13 protein-coding genes and 7 tRNA genes are annotated in these 15240 nt (G+C 52.6%); 2 read left to right on the plus strand and 18 right to left on the minus strand.

What is annotated here, in order from left to right; translation table 11 throughout:
- Nucleotides 1-24: 24 nt before the first annotated feature.
- The 15 genes from FYJ60_RS02470 to FYJ60_RS02540 form a co-directional block, all read right to left on the minus strand.
- On the minus strand, nt 25-1416 hold the full coding sequence (locus FYJ60_RS02470; protein ID WP_154456986.1) for a tetratricopeptide repeat protein: 1392 nt from the start codon (nt 1414-1416) through the stop codon (nt 25-27).
- A gap of 221 nt (nt 1417-1637) precedes the next feature.
- Complete coding sequence (gene glmM, locus FYJ60_RS02475; protein ID WP_154456987.1) at nt 1638-2984, minus strand: phosphoglucosamine mutase; 1347 nt, start codon at nt 2982-2984, stop codon at nt 1638-1640.
- Between the two features lie 63 nt (nt 2985-3047).
- Nucleotides 3048-3962 carry a nucleotidyltransferase family protein gene (locus tag FYJ60_RS02480; protein WP_154456988.1) on the minus strand — a complete coding sequence of 305 codons (915 nt, stop codon included), beginning with the start codon at nt 3960-3962 and terminating at the stop codon, nt 3048-3050.
- 167 nt (nt 3963-4129) lie between these two features.
- Nucleotides 4130-5212 (minus strand): peptide chain release factor 1, encoded by a 1083-nt coding sequence (gene prfA / locus FYJ60_RS02485; RefSeq protein WP_154456989.1) that lies wholly within the window; start codon nt 5210-5212, stop codon nt 4130-4132.
- Nucleotides 5205-6122, minus strand: a complete 918-nt coding sequence (gene prmC / locus FYJ60_RS02490) for a peptide chain release factor N(5)-glutamine methyltransferase (protein WP_154456990.1) — start codon at nt 6120-6122, stop codon at nt 5205-5207. The genes prfA and prmC overlap by 8 nt, the downstream gene beginning before the upstream one ends.
- Before the next feature lie 30 nt (nt 6123-6152).
- A complete protein-coding gene (locus FYJ60_RS02495; RefSeq protein ID WP_154456991.1) occupies nt 6153-7094 on the minus strand; it encodes a DUF1385 domain-containing protein in 942 nt (313 codons plus the stop codon).
- 335 nt (nt 7095-7429) lie between these two features.
- Nucleotides 7430-7633 (minus strand): 50S ribosomal protein L31, encoded by a 204-nt coding sequence (rpmE, locus tag FYJ60_RS02500; protein WP_330579079.1) that lies wholly within the window; start codon nt 7631-7633, stop codon nt 7430-7432.
- A 102-nt stretch (nt 7634-7735) separates the two neighbouring features.
- Nucleotides 7736-9640, minus strand: a complete 1905-nt coding sequence (rho, locus tag FYJ60_RS02505; protein WP_330579080.1) for a transcription termination factor Rho — start codon at nt 9638-9640, stop codon at nt 7736-7738.
- Nucleotides 9641-9992: 352 nt separating this feature from the next.
- A tRNA-Leu gene (locus FYJ60_RS02510) sits at nt 9993-10076 on the minus strand.
- Nucleotides 10077-10089: 13 nt separating this feature from the next.
- Nucleotides 10090-10162 (minus strand) — tRNA-Lys (locus tag FYJ60_RS02515).
- A gap of 4 nt (nt 10163-10166) precedes the next feature.
- Nucleotides 10167-10238 (minus strand) — tRNA-Gln (locus FYJ60_RS02520).
- A 25-nt stretch (nt 10239-10263) separates the two neighbouring features.
- A tRNA-His gene (locus FYJ60_RS02525) sits at nt 10264-10337 on the minus strand.
- Nucleotides 10338-10376: 39 nt separating this feature from the next.
- Nucleotides 10377-10450: transfer RNA gene (locus tag FYJ60_RS02530), tRNA-Arg, on the minus strand.
- Between the two features lie 23 nt (nt 10451-10473).
- Nucleotides 10474-10544, minus strand: a tRNA-Gly gene (locus FYJ60_RS02535).
- A 5-nt stretch (nt 10545-10549) separates the two neighbouring features.
- Nucleotides 10550-10624, minus strand: a tRNA-Pro gene (locus FYJ60_RS02540).
- A gap of 188 nt (nt 10625-10812) precedes the next feature.
- On the opposite strand from FYJ60_RS02540, the gene FYJ60_RS02545 reads away from it, so the two are divergent.
- Entirely contained in the window at nt 10813-11109 is a 297-nt protein-coding gene (locus tag FYJ60_RS02545; RefSeq protein ID WP_154456993.1) for a helix-turn-helix domain-containing protein, read from the plus strand.
- Entirely contained in the window at nt 11075-12205 is a 1131-nt protein-coding gene (locus FYJ60_RS02550) for a type II toxin-antitoxin system HipA family toxin (RefSeq protein WP_154456994.1), read from the plus strand. The genes FYJ60_RS02545 and FYJ60_RS02550 overlap by 35 nt, the downstream gene beginning before the upstream one ends.
- Nucleotides 12206-12293: 88 nt before the next feature.
- Here the strand turns inward: FYJ60_RS02550 and FYJ60_RS02555 are convergent, their stop codons facing one another.
- From FYJ60_RS02555 to FYJ60_RS02565, 3 genes are all read right to left on the minus strand, one after another.
- Complete coding sequence (locus FYJ60_RS02555) at nt 12294-13238, minus strand: mechanosensitive ion channel family protein (protein WP_205838931.1); 945 nt, start codon at nt 13236-13238, stop codon at nt 12294-12296.
- Nucleotides 13239-13376: 138 nt separating this feature from the next.
- Complete coding sequence (locus tag FYJ60_RS02560; RefSeq protein WP_154456996.1) at nt 13377-14831, minus strand: aminoacyl-histidine dipeptidase; 1455 nt, start codon at nt 14829-14831, stop codon at nt 13377-13379.
- On the minus strand, nt 14809-15219 hold the full coding sequence (locus tag FYJ60_RS02565; RefSeq protein WP_154456997.1) for a PqqD family protein: 411 nt from the start codon (nt 15217-15219) through the stop codon (nt 14809-14811). Before FYJ60_RS02565 ends, FYJ60_RS02560 begins: the two co-directional genes overlap by 23 nt.
- Nucleotides 15220-15240: the final 21 nt, after the last annotated feature.

Genomic DNA, 15240 nt, shown 5'->3' on the forward strand with positions numbered 1-15240 from the left:
GCGGACCGGACACCGCTGTCCGTGTCAGTTTCCGCTGTATGTCCCGTCCCCGTATGCGCCGTCCGTCCCGGCGTACGTTCCGTCGCTGTACGTCCCGTCCGTCCCGGCATACGTTCCGTCGCTGTACGTCCCGTCCGTCCCGGCATACGTTCCGTCGCTGTACGTCCCGTCTGTCCCGGCATACGTTCCCAAAGTATCTGTACTTCCGTCTCCATAGCCGCTTTCTGTCGTTCCGTCTGATGTACCGATGCCGCTGCCCGCTTCTGTGTCTGTTCCGGTGCTGTCCGTGCCGCCTGCACTTCCCGTGTCCCCTGAGGATTCAGAAGAAGATGCGGGAGGCGTGGCCTCTGTCCGGTTCTGCAGAAATTTCAGTTCTCTGGCGGCATCGGTGTTCTGCGGATAAGACTCCGCAAAGGCCTGCGCTTTTTCCAGTGCCGTTGTGAAATCCAGCTTCTTCTCGTAAACAATGATTTCGTTAAATAAAAGCTCTTCCTGAACCTTTCCGTCACCGGAGGAAAGTCCGCTGGAAATATTGTTCAGGGCGCTGTCGTAGTCCCCGTCCGCGATATCACAGAGAGCAAGCCCGTTATAGCAGACCGATGCCTGCCCCTCCGTGGAAAGACCGGACTGAAAAAGTTCCCTGGCACTGTCTGTATCGCCGTTCAGCAGATAGATCCTGCCAAGCAGCATAATGGCGCCGTCCACATTTCCCTCCACCGCCGTTTTCAGGTCGCTGATGGCTGCGTCGTAATCCTTCAGCTCGAAATTGATCCGGCCCATCTCGTAGTATTCCTCAGGGGTCTGGGGAATTTTCTCCTGCGCTTCTTTCAGGTAAGCCGCGCCGTCCGCCTCCCGGTTGTTCCTGGCATAGCAGGTGTAAATCTGCAGATAGACCTCATAGCTGTCGTCCCTGTCCACGGCCTTCCGGAAATCCTGCCCGGCCTGTCCGAACTTTCCGTCGTCCGCGTACAGAATGCCCCGGAGAAGGTAGGCTCTCCCCGCGTGTTTCCCCGTGAGCAGCTGGTTGTAGATATTCATGGCCTTATCGGTATCGCCGTTCTTGGTATAGGCATTGGCCTGATAAAACAGAACGTCCTCGGTAAAGTCCATATAATTCCGGTTCTCCGGAATGGCGTCCAGACACTTCTGGAACCAGGAAATGGCCGTCGCGTAATCCTTCTGGCGGACCGCCGCAATTCCCAGTCCCCGGTATGCCTCTGCCTCCATCCCCGTCTCGTTATCTAACATATCCTGGAAATAGGACACGGCCTCTGTGTAGCTCCCCTTCTCCAGAGCCTCCATTCCCAGCTCATACGTGGTAGGCTGCTTCTCGGTCCCGCACCCCGTCAGGGATCCGGAAAGAACCGCCGCAATACCCAGCGCGCATATTGTTTTTCTGAAACCTTTTCCTGTCATAATCCCCTTATCGTTTTCGATACAAAATCACCTGCCGGCTTCGTGTCTCTCCATGTTTCCGCCGGTTTCCATTCACGGAACGAATCTTTCTGCCCTTTACGCGGCCTGTAGCTTTTACTGCGCAGCCGGACTCCCGTCTTGCCGTCGTGAAAAGGCAGACGCCCCGTGCCACTTCGCTGCTGTGCTGCTTTCGCGCCGTGCCGCTGCTGATGACGGGAAAATTACTCCACCGCCAGCCCCTGGGCGCGGATCACATCTATCACCTGGTCCACATAGGTCTCGCAGAGTTCTTCCGTCTCTGCCTCCACCATAACACGGATCAGCGGCTCTGTTCCGCTCTCTCTGACCAGAATGCGGCCGTCAGAGCCCAGCGCCGCGGCAACCTTCTCCACTTCCGCGCGGACTGCCTTGTTTTCCTGCGCCTGCTTCTTGTCCGCCACCCGTACGTTTTTCAGAAGCTGCGGATACAGGGTAATCTCTCCCGCAAGGCTACCCAGGCTGCGTTTTTTCTCCAGCATGACTCCCATCAGCATCAGCGAGGTCAGAATCCCGTCTCCGGTCGTCGCATGCTTCATAAAAATGATGTGGCCGGACTGTTCCCCGCCGACATCATAGCCGTTCTCCATCATGTTTTCGCAGACGTATTTGTCTCCGACCTGCGTCTGTACCGTTTTCATGCCATCCCGTTCGCAGGCTTTCTTCAGTCCCAGATTGGACATGACGGTAGAGACAATCGTGTGGTCGGAAAGTTTTCCGCACTCATTCCTGTATTTTCCGCAGATAAACATGATTTTATCTCCGTCTACCAGCTCTCCATCCTCGTCCACGGCAAGACAGCGGTCCGCATCCCCATCGTAGGCGAAGCCGCAGTCCAGATGTTTTTCTTTTACAAATTTCTGCAGAGACTCGATGTGGGTAGAACCGCACTCCCTGTTGATATTGGTTCCGTCCGGCTCATTGTGGATCACAAAGGTCTCGGCTCCGAGGGCGTCAAACACGCTCTTGGCCACCGAAGAGGCGCTGCCGTTGGCGCAGTCCAGACCTACACGCATATTCTTGAAGGAGCGTGTGGGGATGGAAATCAGATGGCCGATATAGCGGTTCCTGCCCGCCGCGAAATCAATGGTGCGGCCGATGTTTTCCCGGAGGGCAAACGGGATTTCCGGAACCCCCTCGTCAATATAGGCTTCGATCTGCTCCTCCACCGCCGCGTCCATTTTCCTTCCGGATCCGGCGATGATTTTGATTCCGTTATCGTAGAAGGGATTGTGGCTGGCGGATATCATGATCCCGCAGTCAAACTGCTCGGTACGAACGACATAGGAAACGCTTGGCGTCGTCGTTACGTGGAGCAGATACGCGTCCGCTCCGGAGGCCGTAAGACCTGCCGCCAGAGAATATTCAAACATATAGCTGGACCGGCGGGTGTCCTTCCCGATTACAATCTGCGCCCGGTGCTCTTTTCCGTAGTACCAGCCCAGAAACCGTCCTACTTTATAGGCATGTTCTACCGTCAGTCCGACATTTGCCTCTCCCCGAAAACCGTCTGTTCCAAAATATTTTCCCATGTTTTTCCCTCGTATAATGATGCTGCAGCTTTACTTTTACTTCTGAAGAGTCTGCGGTTCCGGTTACAGATATTTCGGGTAAACACCCTTTTCCGTAAGATCGGCAAAAGCCTTCTTAACGGCATCCTTATCCTGCTGATAGGTGACGCCGAACCAAGTCTCACTGGTCTCCAGCACCTGTACGACAGCCCTGTTTTCTTTCAGCAGGCGGTCGATATAAACAGGAAGCAGGAACTCGCTCTTGATATCTCCTTCCTTTACATTCTGCAGGAAGTCCACAAATCCTTCTTCCAGCAAGTCGATAAATTCCGGCTGCAGTCCCCAGAAATTCATGGAGACACGGCTGGCGGCGTCAATCGGTTCCAGACCGTTTTCTGTCTGGACAGCCGCCCCGTCCGGAGTCCGCACAATATTGGAGGTCTCCGTCACGCCGATCAGGCGGTTCCGGTCGTCCATGCTGCAGACCCCTCGGGTCACTCCCCCGTTGTCGCTGAGCGTGTTTCCGAGAATAAACCCGGCCATGGCAATCTGCTGAATGCCCGGTTCTCCCTCATGCTCCCCGACCAGCCAGTCATGAAGGCGGACAAACGGCTCTTTTCCGTAGTAATCATCGGCATTGATGACGGCAAAAGGCTCATGGATCACATTCTTGGCGGCGATAATTGCCTGTCCGGTGCCCCAGGGCTTTGTGCGGTCTGCCGGTCTGGTGAAATTCCCCGGAAGATCATCCAGTTCCTGAAACGCGTATGCCACCTCAATCTTCTTTTCCATGCGGTTCCCGATAATCGCCCTGAAATCCTTTTCCAGATCCTTCCGGATAATGAACACAACCCGGTCAAAGCCCGCCTCGATGGCGTCATGAACCGAATAATCCATGATGATCTCCCCGCCGGGTCCCATCGGCTCCAGCTGCTTGATTCCCTTGCCGAACCTGCTTCCTATTCCCGCTGCCATAACGGCCAGTGTTGTTTTTTTCATATCCCTCTCCTTACATAATATGTTGTGGGCGTCGAAATACCTTTTGCCACCCCTTCACGACGCGTGGAGACAGTGCTTCAAAGCTTCCGCCACACGTCCGCGTTCAGCACTCCCGTGCCGCTTACACGCATATTCTATTTTTGCGCCGTTGTCTCGTCCCTGCTGCTTCAGGATGCCTGCTTTGCGCTTTCTGCCAGCTTTGCGGACTGATCCGCCGCCGTCAGCGCGTCTATCAGCTCATCCAGATCCCCGTTCATGATATTGTCTATTTTATGCAGGGTCAGATGAATCCGGTGATCCGTCACCCTCCCCTGCGGAAAATTATAGGTGCGGATTTTCTCGGAGCGGTCGCCGGTTCCAATCTGGCTCCTGCGTTCCTCCGCCTCTCTGTCATGCCGCTCCTGCATCTCCATAAAATACAGCTTGGCACGCAGAAGCGCCCAGGCCTTCGCCTTGTTCTGAATCTGGGACTTTTCCGTCTGGGAATAAATAACGATGCCCGTCGGATAATGGGTCAGCCGGACCGCCGAATCGGTCGTATTGACGCACTGCCCGCCGTTTCCGGAAGCACGCATCACGTCGATGCGGACGTCTTTTTCCGGGATCTCAATTTCTATGTCATCCGTTACCTCCGGCATGACAGCCACTGTCATGGTAGAGGTGTGAATTCTTCCGCCGGATTCCGTCTCCGGAACCCGCTGCACCCGGTGCACGCCGCTCTCGTATTTCATCCGGGAGTACGCGCCTCTGCCGATGATCTTGAAGGTACATTCCTTAAAACCGCCGAGCCCGTTTTCATTCAGGCTGACCAGATCCGTCCGCCATCCTCTCCGCTCCGCATACCGGACGTACATGCGGTAGATTTCCGAGGCGAACAGGGCGGCCTCATCCCCTCCGGCTCCGGCCCGAAGCTCCACAATGACATTCTTTTCATCATTGGGATCCCTGGGCAGCAGCAGAATCTGAAGCTGTTTCTCCAGCTCCGGCTCCCTGTCCTTTGCCTCATTCAGCTCCTCTTTCAGGAGCTCCCGCATTTCCGGGTCTTCCTCTTCCTCCAGCATCTCTGTGCTGTCCGCTATTGTCTGCCGGTTTTCCTTCCATTTCTGATACATCTCTACAACCGGCTGAAGCTCTGCCTGCTCCTTCAGCAACTTCTGCATTTTCCCGGCATCCCCTGCCGTTGCAGGATCCCCGATCATTCTTACAATTTCTTCCAGCCGGATCTGAACATCCTCCAGCTTTTCAAACATGTTCTGTCCTCCCTGCCGCAACCCGGTCATTACCGCCGAGATCTTTGACAATTTCCACTTCTTGATAGCCTGCTTCGGCCAGGTACTGCTTCATCTCTTTTCCCTGCCCGCATCCGATTTCCAGCAGCAGCCACCCGCCTGGTTTCAGATGTTTCCGCGCCTCTTCCGCTATTTTTTTCTCAAAATACAAGCCGTCTGCCCGTCCATCCAGAGCCTGTCTGGGTTCATAATCCCGCACTTCCGGAGAAAGCGTTTCTATTTCCGCCGAAGCGATATACGGCGGATTCGATATAATCATAGAGAAGGTGCCGCCGATATTCTGGAAGAGGTCGCTCCTGATCCAGGACGCCCCGCGTACCCCGATGCGTTTCTGGTTGCTCCTTGCCACATCCAGCGCCCGCTCCGACAGATCCGCCCCGACGCCGGAAACGGAATGCCGTTTCAAAATCGACAGGAGGATGCAGCCGCTTCCCGTACACATGTCCAGGATGTTCATGCCGGGCTCTATCCGCAGCTCCGCCTGTTCCACCAGAACCTCTGTGTCCAGCCTGGGAATCAGCACATCCGGCGTTACCCGGAAGGAATAGCCGTAAAACCAGGCCTCGCCCATGATATACTGCACAGGAATATGGGCTGCTCTTTTTTTTAACAGTCCTTCATAGGTCTGCGCCTCCGCTTCATCCATCTTCTCACGGCCATGCATGGCATAATACACTCTTGTAATAGCGCTGACATATTCCATCAGCAGCCAGGCGTCCGTCTCCGCGTCCGCAATGCCCTGCTCCTGCAGCAGCGTTTTTCCGTAATGAAGCCACTCCTGATAGGTGTGTGGAGTTTTCGCACGCTGTCCGTTTTCTGTTTTATTTTCTATTTTATTTTCTGCTTTAGTTTCTGTATGACGGTCCGGCATTCTTCCGCCTGCCTTTCCTGCTTTTGCGCTCTAAAGATTTTCCGCCTGCCAGGCCTTCCAGTCAAACACAGCCTCTACCGCGGAAATGGCCACCTCCGCCTCGCTTTCGTCCGGTTCCTTTGTCGTAAGCCGCTGAAGCGCGAGACCCGGCATGCTGAGAAGATTTACAAAGAAGTTGTCACTCTTCCCCGCCAGCCTGATAATCTCGTAGGAAACTCCCGCGATCACCGGAACCAGCAGAATCCGGTAAACGATACGAAGCACATGGCTGTCTGTCTGGATAAACATCAGAAAAACAGCACTGACGATGATCACAAAGAACAGAAAGCTGGTGCCGCAGCGCTTATGCTCCCTGGAGCTCTTCAGCACATTTTCCACATTCAGCTCCAGTCCGTGTTCGATACAGTTAATACATTTATGCTCCGCACCGTGGTACTCGAAGGTGCGCTGAATATCCTTCGCCCTGGAAACCAGAAACAGGTATCCCAGAAAAATGACGACGCGGATCACCGATTCAAACAGGTTCAGCACCCAGCGGGTACTGACCGCCCTCTCCAGGAGCGTGGTCAGGAAATAAGGAAGCACCATAAACACGGCAACCGCCAGCACAATGGAAAAAAACAGCGTGCCGGTCAGAAAAGCCTTATCCTCTCTGGCTTTTTTGGCGTCATACGCCTCCTTTTCCTCCCTGGTCATGGATTCCGCCTTCCTTTTTTCCTCTTCCTCATCATCATAAAAAGTGGCGGAATACATCAGGCTGCGGATTCCGATGACAAGGGAATCTACAAACGCGGCCACTCCCCGGATAATCGGGATTTTCATCAGTGTCTGATTGGTAAGAACGCCTCTGTAAGGTTCCACCTTTACTTCTATTTCTCCGTCCGGCCTGCGCACACCGACCGAATACCGGTCCCCGTTGCGCATCATGATGCCTTCCATGACTGCCTGTCCGCCAATTCCGGAATATTTCATCAGCTCCTTCGCCTTTCTGCTGTTCTTATCTGCCGTTTTACCTGCCTGGTGCTCTTTTCTGCCGTTCTTCCTGTCCGGTGTCCTTCTCTGCCCTTCTTCTTATCTGCTGCTCCGGCGCAGACAAGTCTATTTGTATCATTGTCTAATACAAGGATCTGTTTGCGGCCGCTTATATCCCCATGCCTGAAGGCAGGGATTTTATGCTCTTAATGATAATGGAAAGAGCGAGTACTTGCAAACACTATCGAGATATCCCACGCCGCTGATATACAAAAAGGGCTGAGAAATAATTCTCAACCCTCCTGTTCATCATTCTCGTTCCACGGCAAACGAAATTACTTATTAAGACCGTATTTTCTGTTGAATTTCTCGATGCGGCCGCGTGCGTTGCTTGCCTTCTGCTGTCCGGTGTAGAACGGATGGCATTTGGAGCAAGTCTCGACATGGATCTCTTTCTTTGTGGATCCGACGGTAAATGTATTGCCGCAGTTACAGGTCACTGTAGCCTGATAATACTCCGGATGAATTCCCTCTTTCACTGTTCTCACCTCTTCCAATGCTTAATTTTTTCTAACAGCTTGACTATAATATCACACCGCCATGTGAAATGCAAGATGTTATTTTACACTCAGAATATCCCCTCAGAATATCCTCTGTCTGCGGATCATCTGGACCAGCTCCGCGTTTGTGCGGGTGTGGGCGAACAGGTTGATAATGGTTTCTCCTGCCTCGTCCGCCTTCATGCCATTCAGCGCGCGCCTCATCTGTGTGACGGCGGCTATTTCATCTGGACTGAGCAGCAGATCTTCCCTCCTGGTTCCGGAGCGGGCCAGATCAATGGCCGGGAACACCCTTCTCTCCTGAAGCTTTCTGTCCAGAATCAGCTCCATGTTTCCGGTTCCCTTAAACTCCTCATAGACCACATCGTCCATCTTGCTTCCGGTTTCCACCAGCGCAGTCGCCAGAATGGTCAGGCTTCCGCCCTCCCGGATGTTCCGCGCCGCTCCGAAAAACCGCTTCGGCATATGCAGCGCCGCCGGATCCAGACCGCCGGAAAGCGTCCTTCCGCTTGGCGGGACTACCTGGTTATAGGCGCGGGCCAGGCGGGTGATGGAATCGATAAAGATAATTACATCCTGACCCAGCTCCACCAGTCTCTTGGCTCTCTCTATCACCATTTCCGACACACGCTTGTGATGCTCCGGCAGCTCATCAAAGGTAGAATAGATGACCTCCACATTCGGTCCCTTTACCGTCTCCTTCATGTCAGTCACTTCCTCCGGACGCTCGTCAATCAGGAGAATAATGATATGCATTTCCGGATTATTCTGAAGAATGGATTTGGCCGCATCTTTGAGCAGGGTAGTTTTTCCTGCCTTCGGCGGGGAGACAATCATGCCTCGCTGCCCTTTTCCGATCGGGCTGACCAGATCCACAATACGCATGGCCGTGCTCCCGCCCGGTCTTTCCAGATGGATTCTCTCGTTCGGGAAAATCGGGGTCATATCCTCGAAATTCCTGCGGCGCGTATTCATGGACGGGGGCATTCCATTGATGCTCTTTACAAACAGAAGCGCGGAGAATTTCTCTGTCTGGCTCTTATTCCGGGTGTTTCCGCAGACAATGTCTCCCGTCTTCAGGCCGAACTTCCGGATCTGTGACGGAGAAACATAAACATCATCTTCTCCGGGAAGGAAATTATCGGAGCGGATGAAGCCGTATCCGTCCGCCATGACCTCAAGAATTCCAGCCGCCTCATTGCCGCTGTCCAGCGCGCGGATGTCCTTCTTGAAATCCAAGTCTGTCTCGTCTTCGCCCTGTCCGTACCGCCGCTCGTTTCGCGGCTCCTCCTCGGTTCTGGAGAAGGTTCTGCGCTCGCTGTGCTGCTCTTCCGACGTCCTGGCCGTACTTCTTCTCTCGCTGCGGGATTCCTCCTCTGCCCTGGCAGAGTTTCTTCTCTCGCCGTGCGGCTCTTCTCCCGCCCTTGTACTGTTCTTTCTTTCCCTGCGGGTTTCCGATTCTTCTTTCAGCCCGTTATGCCTTTCGCCGCGAACCGCTGTTTCTTCTCCGCGGGCAGTCCTCGGATTCTCATTTCTTCTGTTCTCCACAGTGTCCTTCTGCCGGATGCCGCGTCTGGTTCTTCCGTTCCGTTTCTGTTTTTCCCGGGCTGTTTTCTCAGGGGCGTTTTCCTTTTCTGCGCCCTCCGTTTCTGTTTTCATTTCTGTTTTCGCTTCTGCTGTTGTTTCTGTTTCCGCCTTTGTTTCCGTTTCCGCTTCTGCTGTTTCTTCTTTTGCTGCTTTCTTAATTTTCTTCTTGTCTTCCTTTTTCTCTTCCTGCCGCTGGTCTGTATCGTTCCGGGCCGCAGCGGTCTCTGTTTTTTCCTGCTCTTCCTGATTCGCTTCCTTTTTATCCTCCTCCAGCATCCGGATAATCAGGTCTTCCTTCCGAAGAGCGGAAATCCCCCTCATTCCTCTTGCCTTGGCCACTGCGCGAAGTTCTACAACCGGAAGTGACTCGTAGCGTTCCTTCATAATATCTAAATTCATCTTATACCTCTGTGTAAAATAGGAAATGCTCCCCTGCCGGACAGGAGCTTAGAACAAATAAATTGGGAAATATTCTGAGAATTTTGCGAATATGCAGGGCCGCCAGAACTGCCGGCCAGGTTTCCAATTCATCCTATCATGCTATGATTTTGTAAAATTGGCTGTTCATGCGTCAGGCTGACTCCTGACATGTTTTCAGTATACAAATTCCCGGTAAAAATGTAAATACCGAAAAAGCCCCGGAAAAGCCGGGACGGATGCGGCGGAGGCGTGAAGATGTAAAAAAATCCGGCGGGAGAATGTACAGATCCATTCTCCCGCCGGAACACTGAACTCATCATTACTTTTCGTATGCGGTTAACAGGACTTGAACCTGCACTCCATCGCTGGAAACGGGACCTAAACCCGTCGCGTCTGCCAATTCCGCCATAACCGCGGACAAAAAAAACTGAAGCATCGGGGACTCGAACCCCGGACAACTTGATTAAAAGTCAAGTGCTCTACCACCTGAGCTAATGCTCCAGAACTGGGCTAGCCGGATTCGAACCAGCGCATGCAGCAGTCAAAGTGCTGTGCCTTACCGCTTGGCGATAGCCCACTATCTCTTTTCGCCATCACGGCAGGGTGGATGAAGGGACTCGAACCCCCGATCTCCAGAGCCACAATCTGGCGCGTTAACCAACTACGCTACATCCACCATATGTATAAAATTAGAAAACAGCCCATCTGCTGTCCGCGTGCTTGAAGGGATTCGAACCCCCGACCCACGGCTTAGAAGGCCGTTGCTCTATCCAGCTGAGCTACAAACACGTACATGCCCCGCGGCATGTAAGAGCAGGTGATGGGAATCGAACCCACGTATCCAGCTTGGAAGGCTGGTGTTCTACCATTGAACTACACCTGCACACATCGGGGTGACAAGATTCGAACTTGCGGCCTCCTGGTCCCAAACCAGGCGCTCTAGCCAAACTGAGCCACACCCCGGATAAAGGGTAGGCAGCACAGGTTCGCATGACCCCTGCGCCTGACGCACAACCTAGTATATTATACTGGTTTTCAGATGTCAACCGGATTTTTTCATATATGCTTAACATTCAAATATGATATAATAATATCAGATTTAGGGATATTTTTAAAGAATTTGATACTATTTAAGCAGAAAGGAGACTGCAATGCTTCTAAAAACGATAAGTGAAATTGATAAAGATCTGGCAAAACGAGTCCGATATCAGCGAAAAAAAAGAGGTTATACACAAATTCAGTTTGCAGACAAATGCAATATCCCCTACGGGACCTATAAAAAGTTTGAACAGACCGGTGAAATTTCTCTGTCAGGACTGACGAAAATCGCCGCGGCGCTGGATATGGCGAAAGAAATCGACGCTCTCTTTTCCCGGAAGGCATATGCTTCGATTGATGAGGTAGTGAAGGATTATGAGAAATACGAAAAGACTGGATGTATCTATTGACGGGATCAAAGTTGGTGATCTGGCCATGATGCCTGACCATCGCGCCGCATTTCAATACAGCCCTGTGTGGCTTAGAAACGGATTCTCTATTTCCCCTTTTTCGCTTCCGCTTGACACAGAGGTGCATATTCCCGCGAATATGAACTGCAGCGGACTTTTCGGTGTGTTCGAGGATTCCCTGCCGGATGCCTGGGGACGTCTGCTGGTTGACCGCGCGCTCGGAAAAAGAGGAATTCGCCCCGACAGCCTCAATGTGCTGGACCGGCTCGCGATTGTAGGCGAAAACGGCATCGGCGACCTGGAGTACCGCCCCGCGGAACATTTTGAGGAAGAAATCGGAACAGCCCTGTCACTGGATGAAATTCAGGAACAATGCAGCCGTGTCCTGAAGTCTGAGGATGCGGAAAATCTTGACACATTATTCCGGCTTGGCGGGAGTACCGGTGGAACAAGACCTAAGATTTATCTCTCCTTGGAAGGGAAAGAATGGATGATAAAATTCCAGACCCGTCATGATATACCGGACAGCGGCCTGATGGAGTACCGGTACGCGCAGTGTGCGGTAAAATGCGGCATTCCGATGAGCCGCACCCGTCTGTTTCCTTCTGATACATGCAGGGGTTATTTCGGAAGCGAACGGTTTGACCGGAAAGGCGGATTAAAGGAGCACATAGTAACGGTGAAGGGGCTTCTTGAACTGGCGTTTGACCAGCCGTCTCTCGATTATTCTTCCCTGCTGAGGATGACGGATATCCTGACCTGCCACAGCGAAGAACAAATTCTGCAGATGTTTCGCATTGCCTGTTTCAACGTTTTCAGTCACAACCAGGATGACCATTCCAAAAACTTTTCGTTTCTGTATGATAAAAAGAAGCGCGTCTGGAAATTAGCTCCGGCATATGATCTGACCTTCAGCACAACCGCCTATAACGAACACACAACATCTGTGAACTATAACGGAAGAAATCCCGGAAAAAAAGAGTTTCTGGAAATTGCCTCAGAAAATGGCATTTTGAAGGCAAAGGCCGCTGAAATTATTGACCAGATACACGATTTTGTGAAAGCAGATCTGAACGAATATGTAAATGACCTCTGAAGTTTCCTGATGCCCTGACTGCATGGGACTGACTGCATGGGAGTGTCCCTGCCGATGATCCGGGGATAGGCATAATATCAGCCTCCGGCTATTGCGTTTCCTTCTCCGGCTCCGGCTTCTCTTCCGGCTTTGTCAGATAGTGATCCTTCTCGAATCCCTCCACGGGATTTTCCGGCGGCGCTTTCTGCTCCTGCGCTTCATTCATGGCCATCTGCATCTGCGTCGACTGTACGATGGCATCCTGCGCGTCAATGGTCACGGTGTTGTAGGGGATCAGAATCTCTGCCTTGTCAAATTCACTTACAATTCTCTGACGGACATTGCTGCAGGCAAGATAGCTCTCCATAATATCCCTGGTGTATACGGCAAATTTCAGCAGCATGCCGTTTGCCGTCAGGGCGCTGACAAGAATCGAGGTTTTTTCCGCCTCCACAACCAGAGGTTCCGTCTTCAGAATCTCCATGATGATTTTTCTTGCCTTCTCAATATCCGTGGCGTAGTCCACCTCTACCTCAACAAAGGTGGCAACGGTATCGGGATTGCTCATATTGACGATGACGGAACTGTCCACAACACTGTTTGGTATGATGCAGGTCTGCCCGTCCGCCTGCTCGACCACCACATGCCGCACGGTCATATCGCGGACGATCCCTTCTGCAATGACCGTCCCCCCGTTTTTAATCTGTATTTTCTGTCCGATATCACATGGCTTGGAGGAAGAAAGTGAAAAACCGGAAATGACATTACCAAGGGTCTGCTGTGCCGCAAAGGTGGCAACCGCGATCAGCAGGGCACTGCTCTGCAGAACGGTAGTGCTGATTTCCTTGGCAATCTCGAAGGAGCCAAGCGCGGAATAGACGCCGATAATAGTGATCCCCGCCGTTAGAATACTCTGAAAAAATTTATTATACAGGCTCTGTTTCTGTGTCCGCTTATTCAGTCCTCTGAAAAAACGGCGGACAAAATACACCGTTAAAAAAGTAATTCCCAGAATGATTGCAGTCCTGAGCAGCAGCTGCCAGTCAACACCCATTTGTTTTACCTCCGGCACCGGATTGACATTGCAAACGCTTGAACCTGCTTTTCTCCAGACCGCCTTTTGTTTTATCCACATCCGGGAGGTCTGGAAGAAAACAGGCTGTCTGAAAAAACAGCCCTGATTTACAGTCGTTTACCTGGTTTCTATAATCCGGACGATGAAGTCCCACATCCTCTGCACCGAAGGAATCGACAGATGCTCCTTTGGTGTATGGATGTCCAGGATATCCGGTCCCATGGAGATGGCATCCATCCCCGGAATCTTCTTGGAGAGCAGCCCGCACTCCACGCCTGCGTGGATCGTCTGGATGACCAGCTCTTTCCCGAACATCTCTTTGTAAATCTTTGCCATTTTATCCCTGAGAACCGATTTTTCCACCCACTCCCAGGCAGGATATTCCCCTGTGATCTTCATGGACGCGCCCAGGCTCTCCGCGATCCAGCGAAGCTTCTCAAAAAGCGCCTCCTTCGCCGTCCCGACAGAGCTGCGGACAGCGGCGCGCATTTCCAGCTTTTCCCCGTCCAGCGTCGCCACGCCCCAGTTCAGAGACGTCTCCACCATCCCGGGGATGTTGTCATCCATACGCTGGATTCCCTGGGGAAGATCCGTAAACAGTGAGACGACGGCTCTGCTGCATTCCCCGGTCAGAGGGTTCAGCCCGTCCGCTTCAGCCGGATAAGCAGATACCTCTTCGGATGTGATCCGGATACCGGGATCCGCCACATGGTATTCGCCGCGGACAGCTGCTTCGATTTCCTGCAGTTTTTTCTCCGCCGCATCCTTATCGCGAACGGCCAGAAGAATCCGTCCCTCACGGGAGATTGCGTTATCCTTTGTTCCGTTTACACAGGCAATGACACGAAGCTCAGTTACCGAGGAAAGTCCCCGCAGGACACGTCCGGTCAGCTCCGCGGAGCTGGCGCGCCCCTTGTTGATCTCACTTCCGGAATGGCCGCCTGTCAGCCCGTGAATATGTACATGCATACGGCTCCAGTCCGACTTCTCTCTTTCTGCCGGGAGTGTGACTGCCGCGGTTCCTCCGCCGGCACAGCCGGCAAGAACAACGCCTTCCTCCTCGGAATCCATATTCAGAAGGAGATGGCCCTTCAGCGGGGATACGTCAATCGCGTGAGCCCCGTCCATACCGACCTCCTCCGAGACCGTGCATACAAACTCCAGCCGGGGATGCCGGAGGGTCTTGGAATCCAGAAGAGCAAGCGCGTAGGCAACGGCAATTCCGTCATCCCCTCCCAGGGTGGTTCCCTTTGCGCGGATATAATCTCCGTCTATTTCCAGATCCAGTCCCTCTTTCTCCATATCTTTGGCAACGCCCGGATCTTTTTCGCACACCATATCCATATGGCCCTGCAGAATGATCGGCTCCGCATCCTCGTATCCTTCCGATGCTTCCTTAATGATGATCACATTATACAGGTCATCCTGGTGCACCTCCAGATTGCGATCCTTCGCGAACTGAACGAGATAGTCACTGACCACCTTTTCATGATAGGACGGACGGGGAATTTTCGTCAGTTCCTCAAAGAAATAAAACACGCTCTTCGGTTCAAGATTTTCCAGTACTCCCATTTTGCTGCCTTTCCTGTTCTGCTTCTCTGCTTTTTCCGGTCAGCTTGTTCTCGTATACAATATAGTGCTGATCATGCAGAACCCTGATGAATTTGGAGAGCCGCTCATACAGCGGCTCTGCCTTTTCTCCAAAATGCTCCCTTACCTTTGTTCCGATCTGGTATATACTCCTCTCTCCGTCCATCTGATTCCAGACAAACGTCCCGAAATCATCCAGCTCAATGTGGGAAAACCGCGGTTTTTTGAAGATTTTCTGCGCAATCACATGATAAAAGCCACGATGTTCCGTCAGAATTTCCACGTGTCCGGCTTTATTGACAGATGTCTCAAAAAGACGATTCGGCCGTGGGATATAATCCAGAAAATTCTCTTTTTTCCCTTTTGCCATCTCTGCAGTCCCTCACAGACC

Origin of the sequence: Bilifractor porci (genome assembly GCF_009696005.1) — a bacterium.
In the GTDB taxonomy this organism is placed as follows: Bacteria; Bacillota; Clostridia; order Lachnospirales; family Lachnospiraceae; genus Bilifractor; species Bilifractor porci.

Excerpts from the sequence above, each read along its gene's own strand:
- FYJ60_RS02470 (WP_154456986.1), bottom strand. The coding sequence starts at position 1,416 with ATGACAGGAAAAGGTTTCAGAAAAACAATATGCGCGCTGGGTATTGCG.
- glmM (WP_154456987.1), bottom strand. The coding sequence starts at position 2,984 with ATGGGAAAATATTTTGGAACAGACGGTTTTCGGGGAGAGGCAAATGTC.
- FYJ60_RS02480 (WP_154456988.1), bottom strand. The coding sequence starts at position 3,962 with ATGAAAAAAACAACACTGGCCGTTATGGCAGCGGGAATAGGAAGCAGG.
- prfA (WP_154456989.1), bottom strand. The coding sequence starts at position 5,212 with ATGTTTGAAAAGCTGGAGGATGTTCAGATCCGGCTGGAAGAAATTGTA.
- prmC (WP_154456990.1), bottom strand. The coding sequence starts at position 6,122 with ATGCCGGACCGTCATACAGAAACTAAAGCAGAAAATAAAATAGAAAAT.
- FYJ60_RS02495 (WP_154456991.1), bottom strand. The coding sequence starts at position 7,094 with ATGAAATATTCCGGAATTGGCGGACAGGCAGTCATGGAAGGCATCATG.
- rho (WP_330579080.1), bottom strand. The coding sequence starts at position 9,640 with ATGAATTTAGATATTATGAAGGAACGCTACGAGTCACTTCCGGTTGTA.
- FYJ60_RS02545 (WP_154456993.1), top strand. The coding sequence starts at position 10,813 with ATGCTTCTAAAAACGATAAGTGAAATTGATAAAGATCTGGCAAAACGA.
- FYJ60_RS02550 (WP_154456994.1), top strand. The coding sequence starts at position 11,075 with ATGAGAAATACGAAAAGACTGGATGTATCTATTGACGGGATCAAAGTT.
- FYJ60_RS02555 (WP_205838931.1), bottom strand. The coding sequence starts at position 13,238 with ATGGGTGTTGACTGGCAGCTGCTGCTCAGGACTGCAATCATTCTGGGA.
- FYJ60_RS02560 (WP_154456996.1), bottom strand. The coding sequence starts at position 14,831 with ATGGGAGTACTGGAAAATCTTGAACCGAAGAGCGTGTTTTATTTCTTT.
- FYJ60_RS02565 (WP_154456997.1), bottom strand. The coding sequence starts at position 15,219 with ATGGCAAAAGGGAAAAAAGAGAATTTTCTGGATTATATCCCACGGCCG.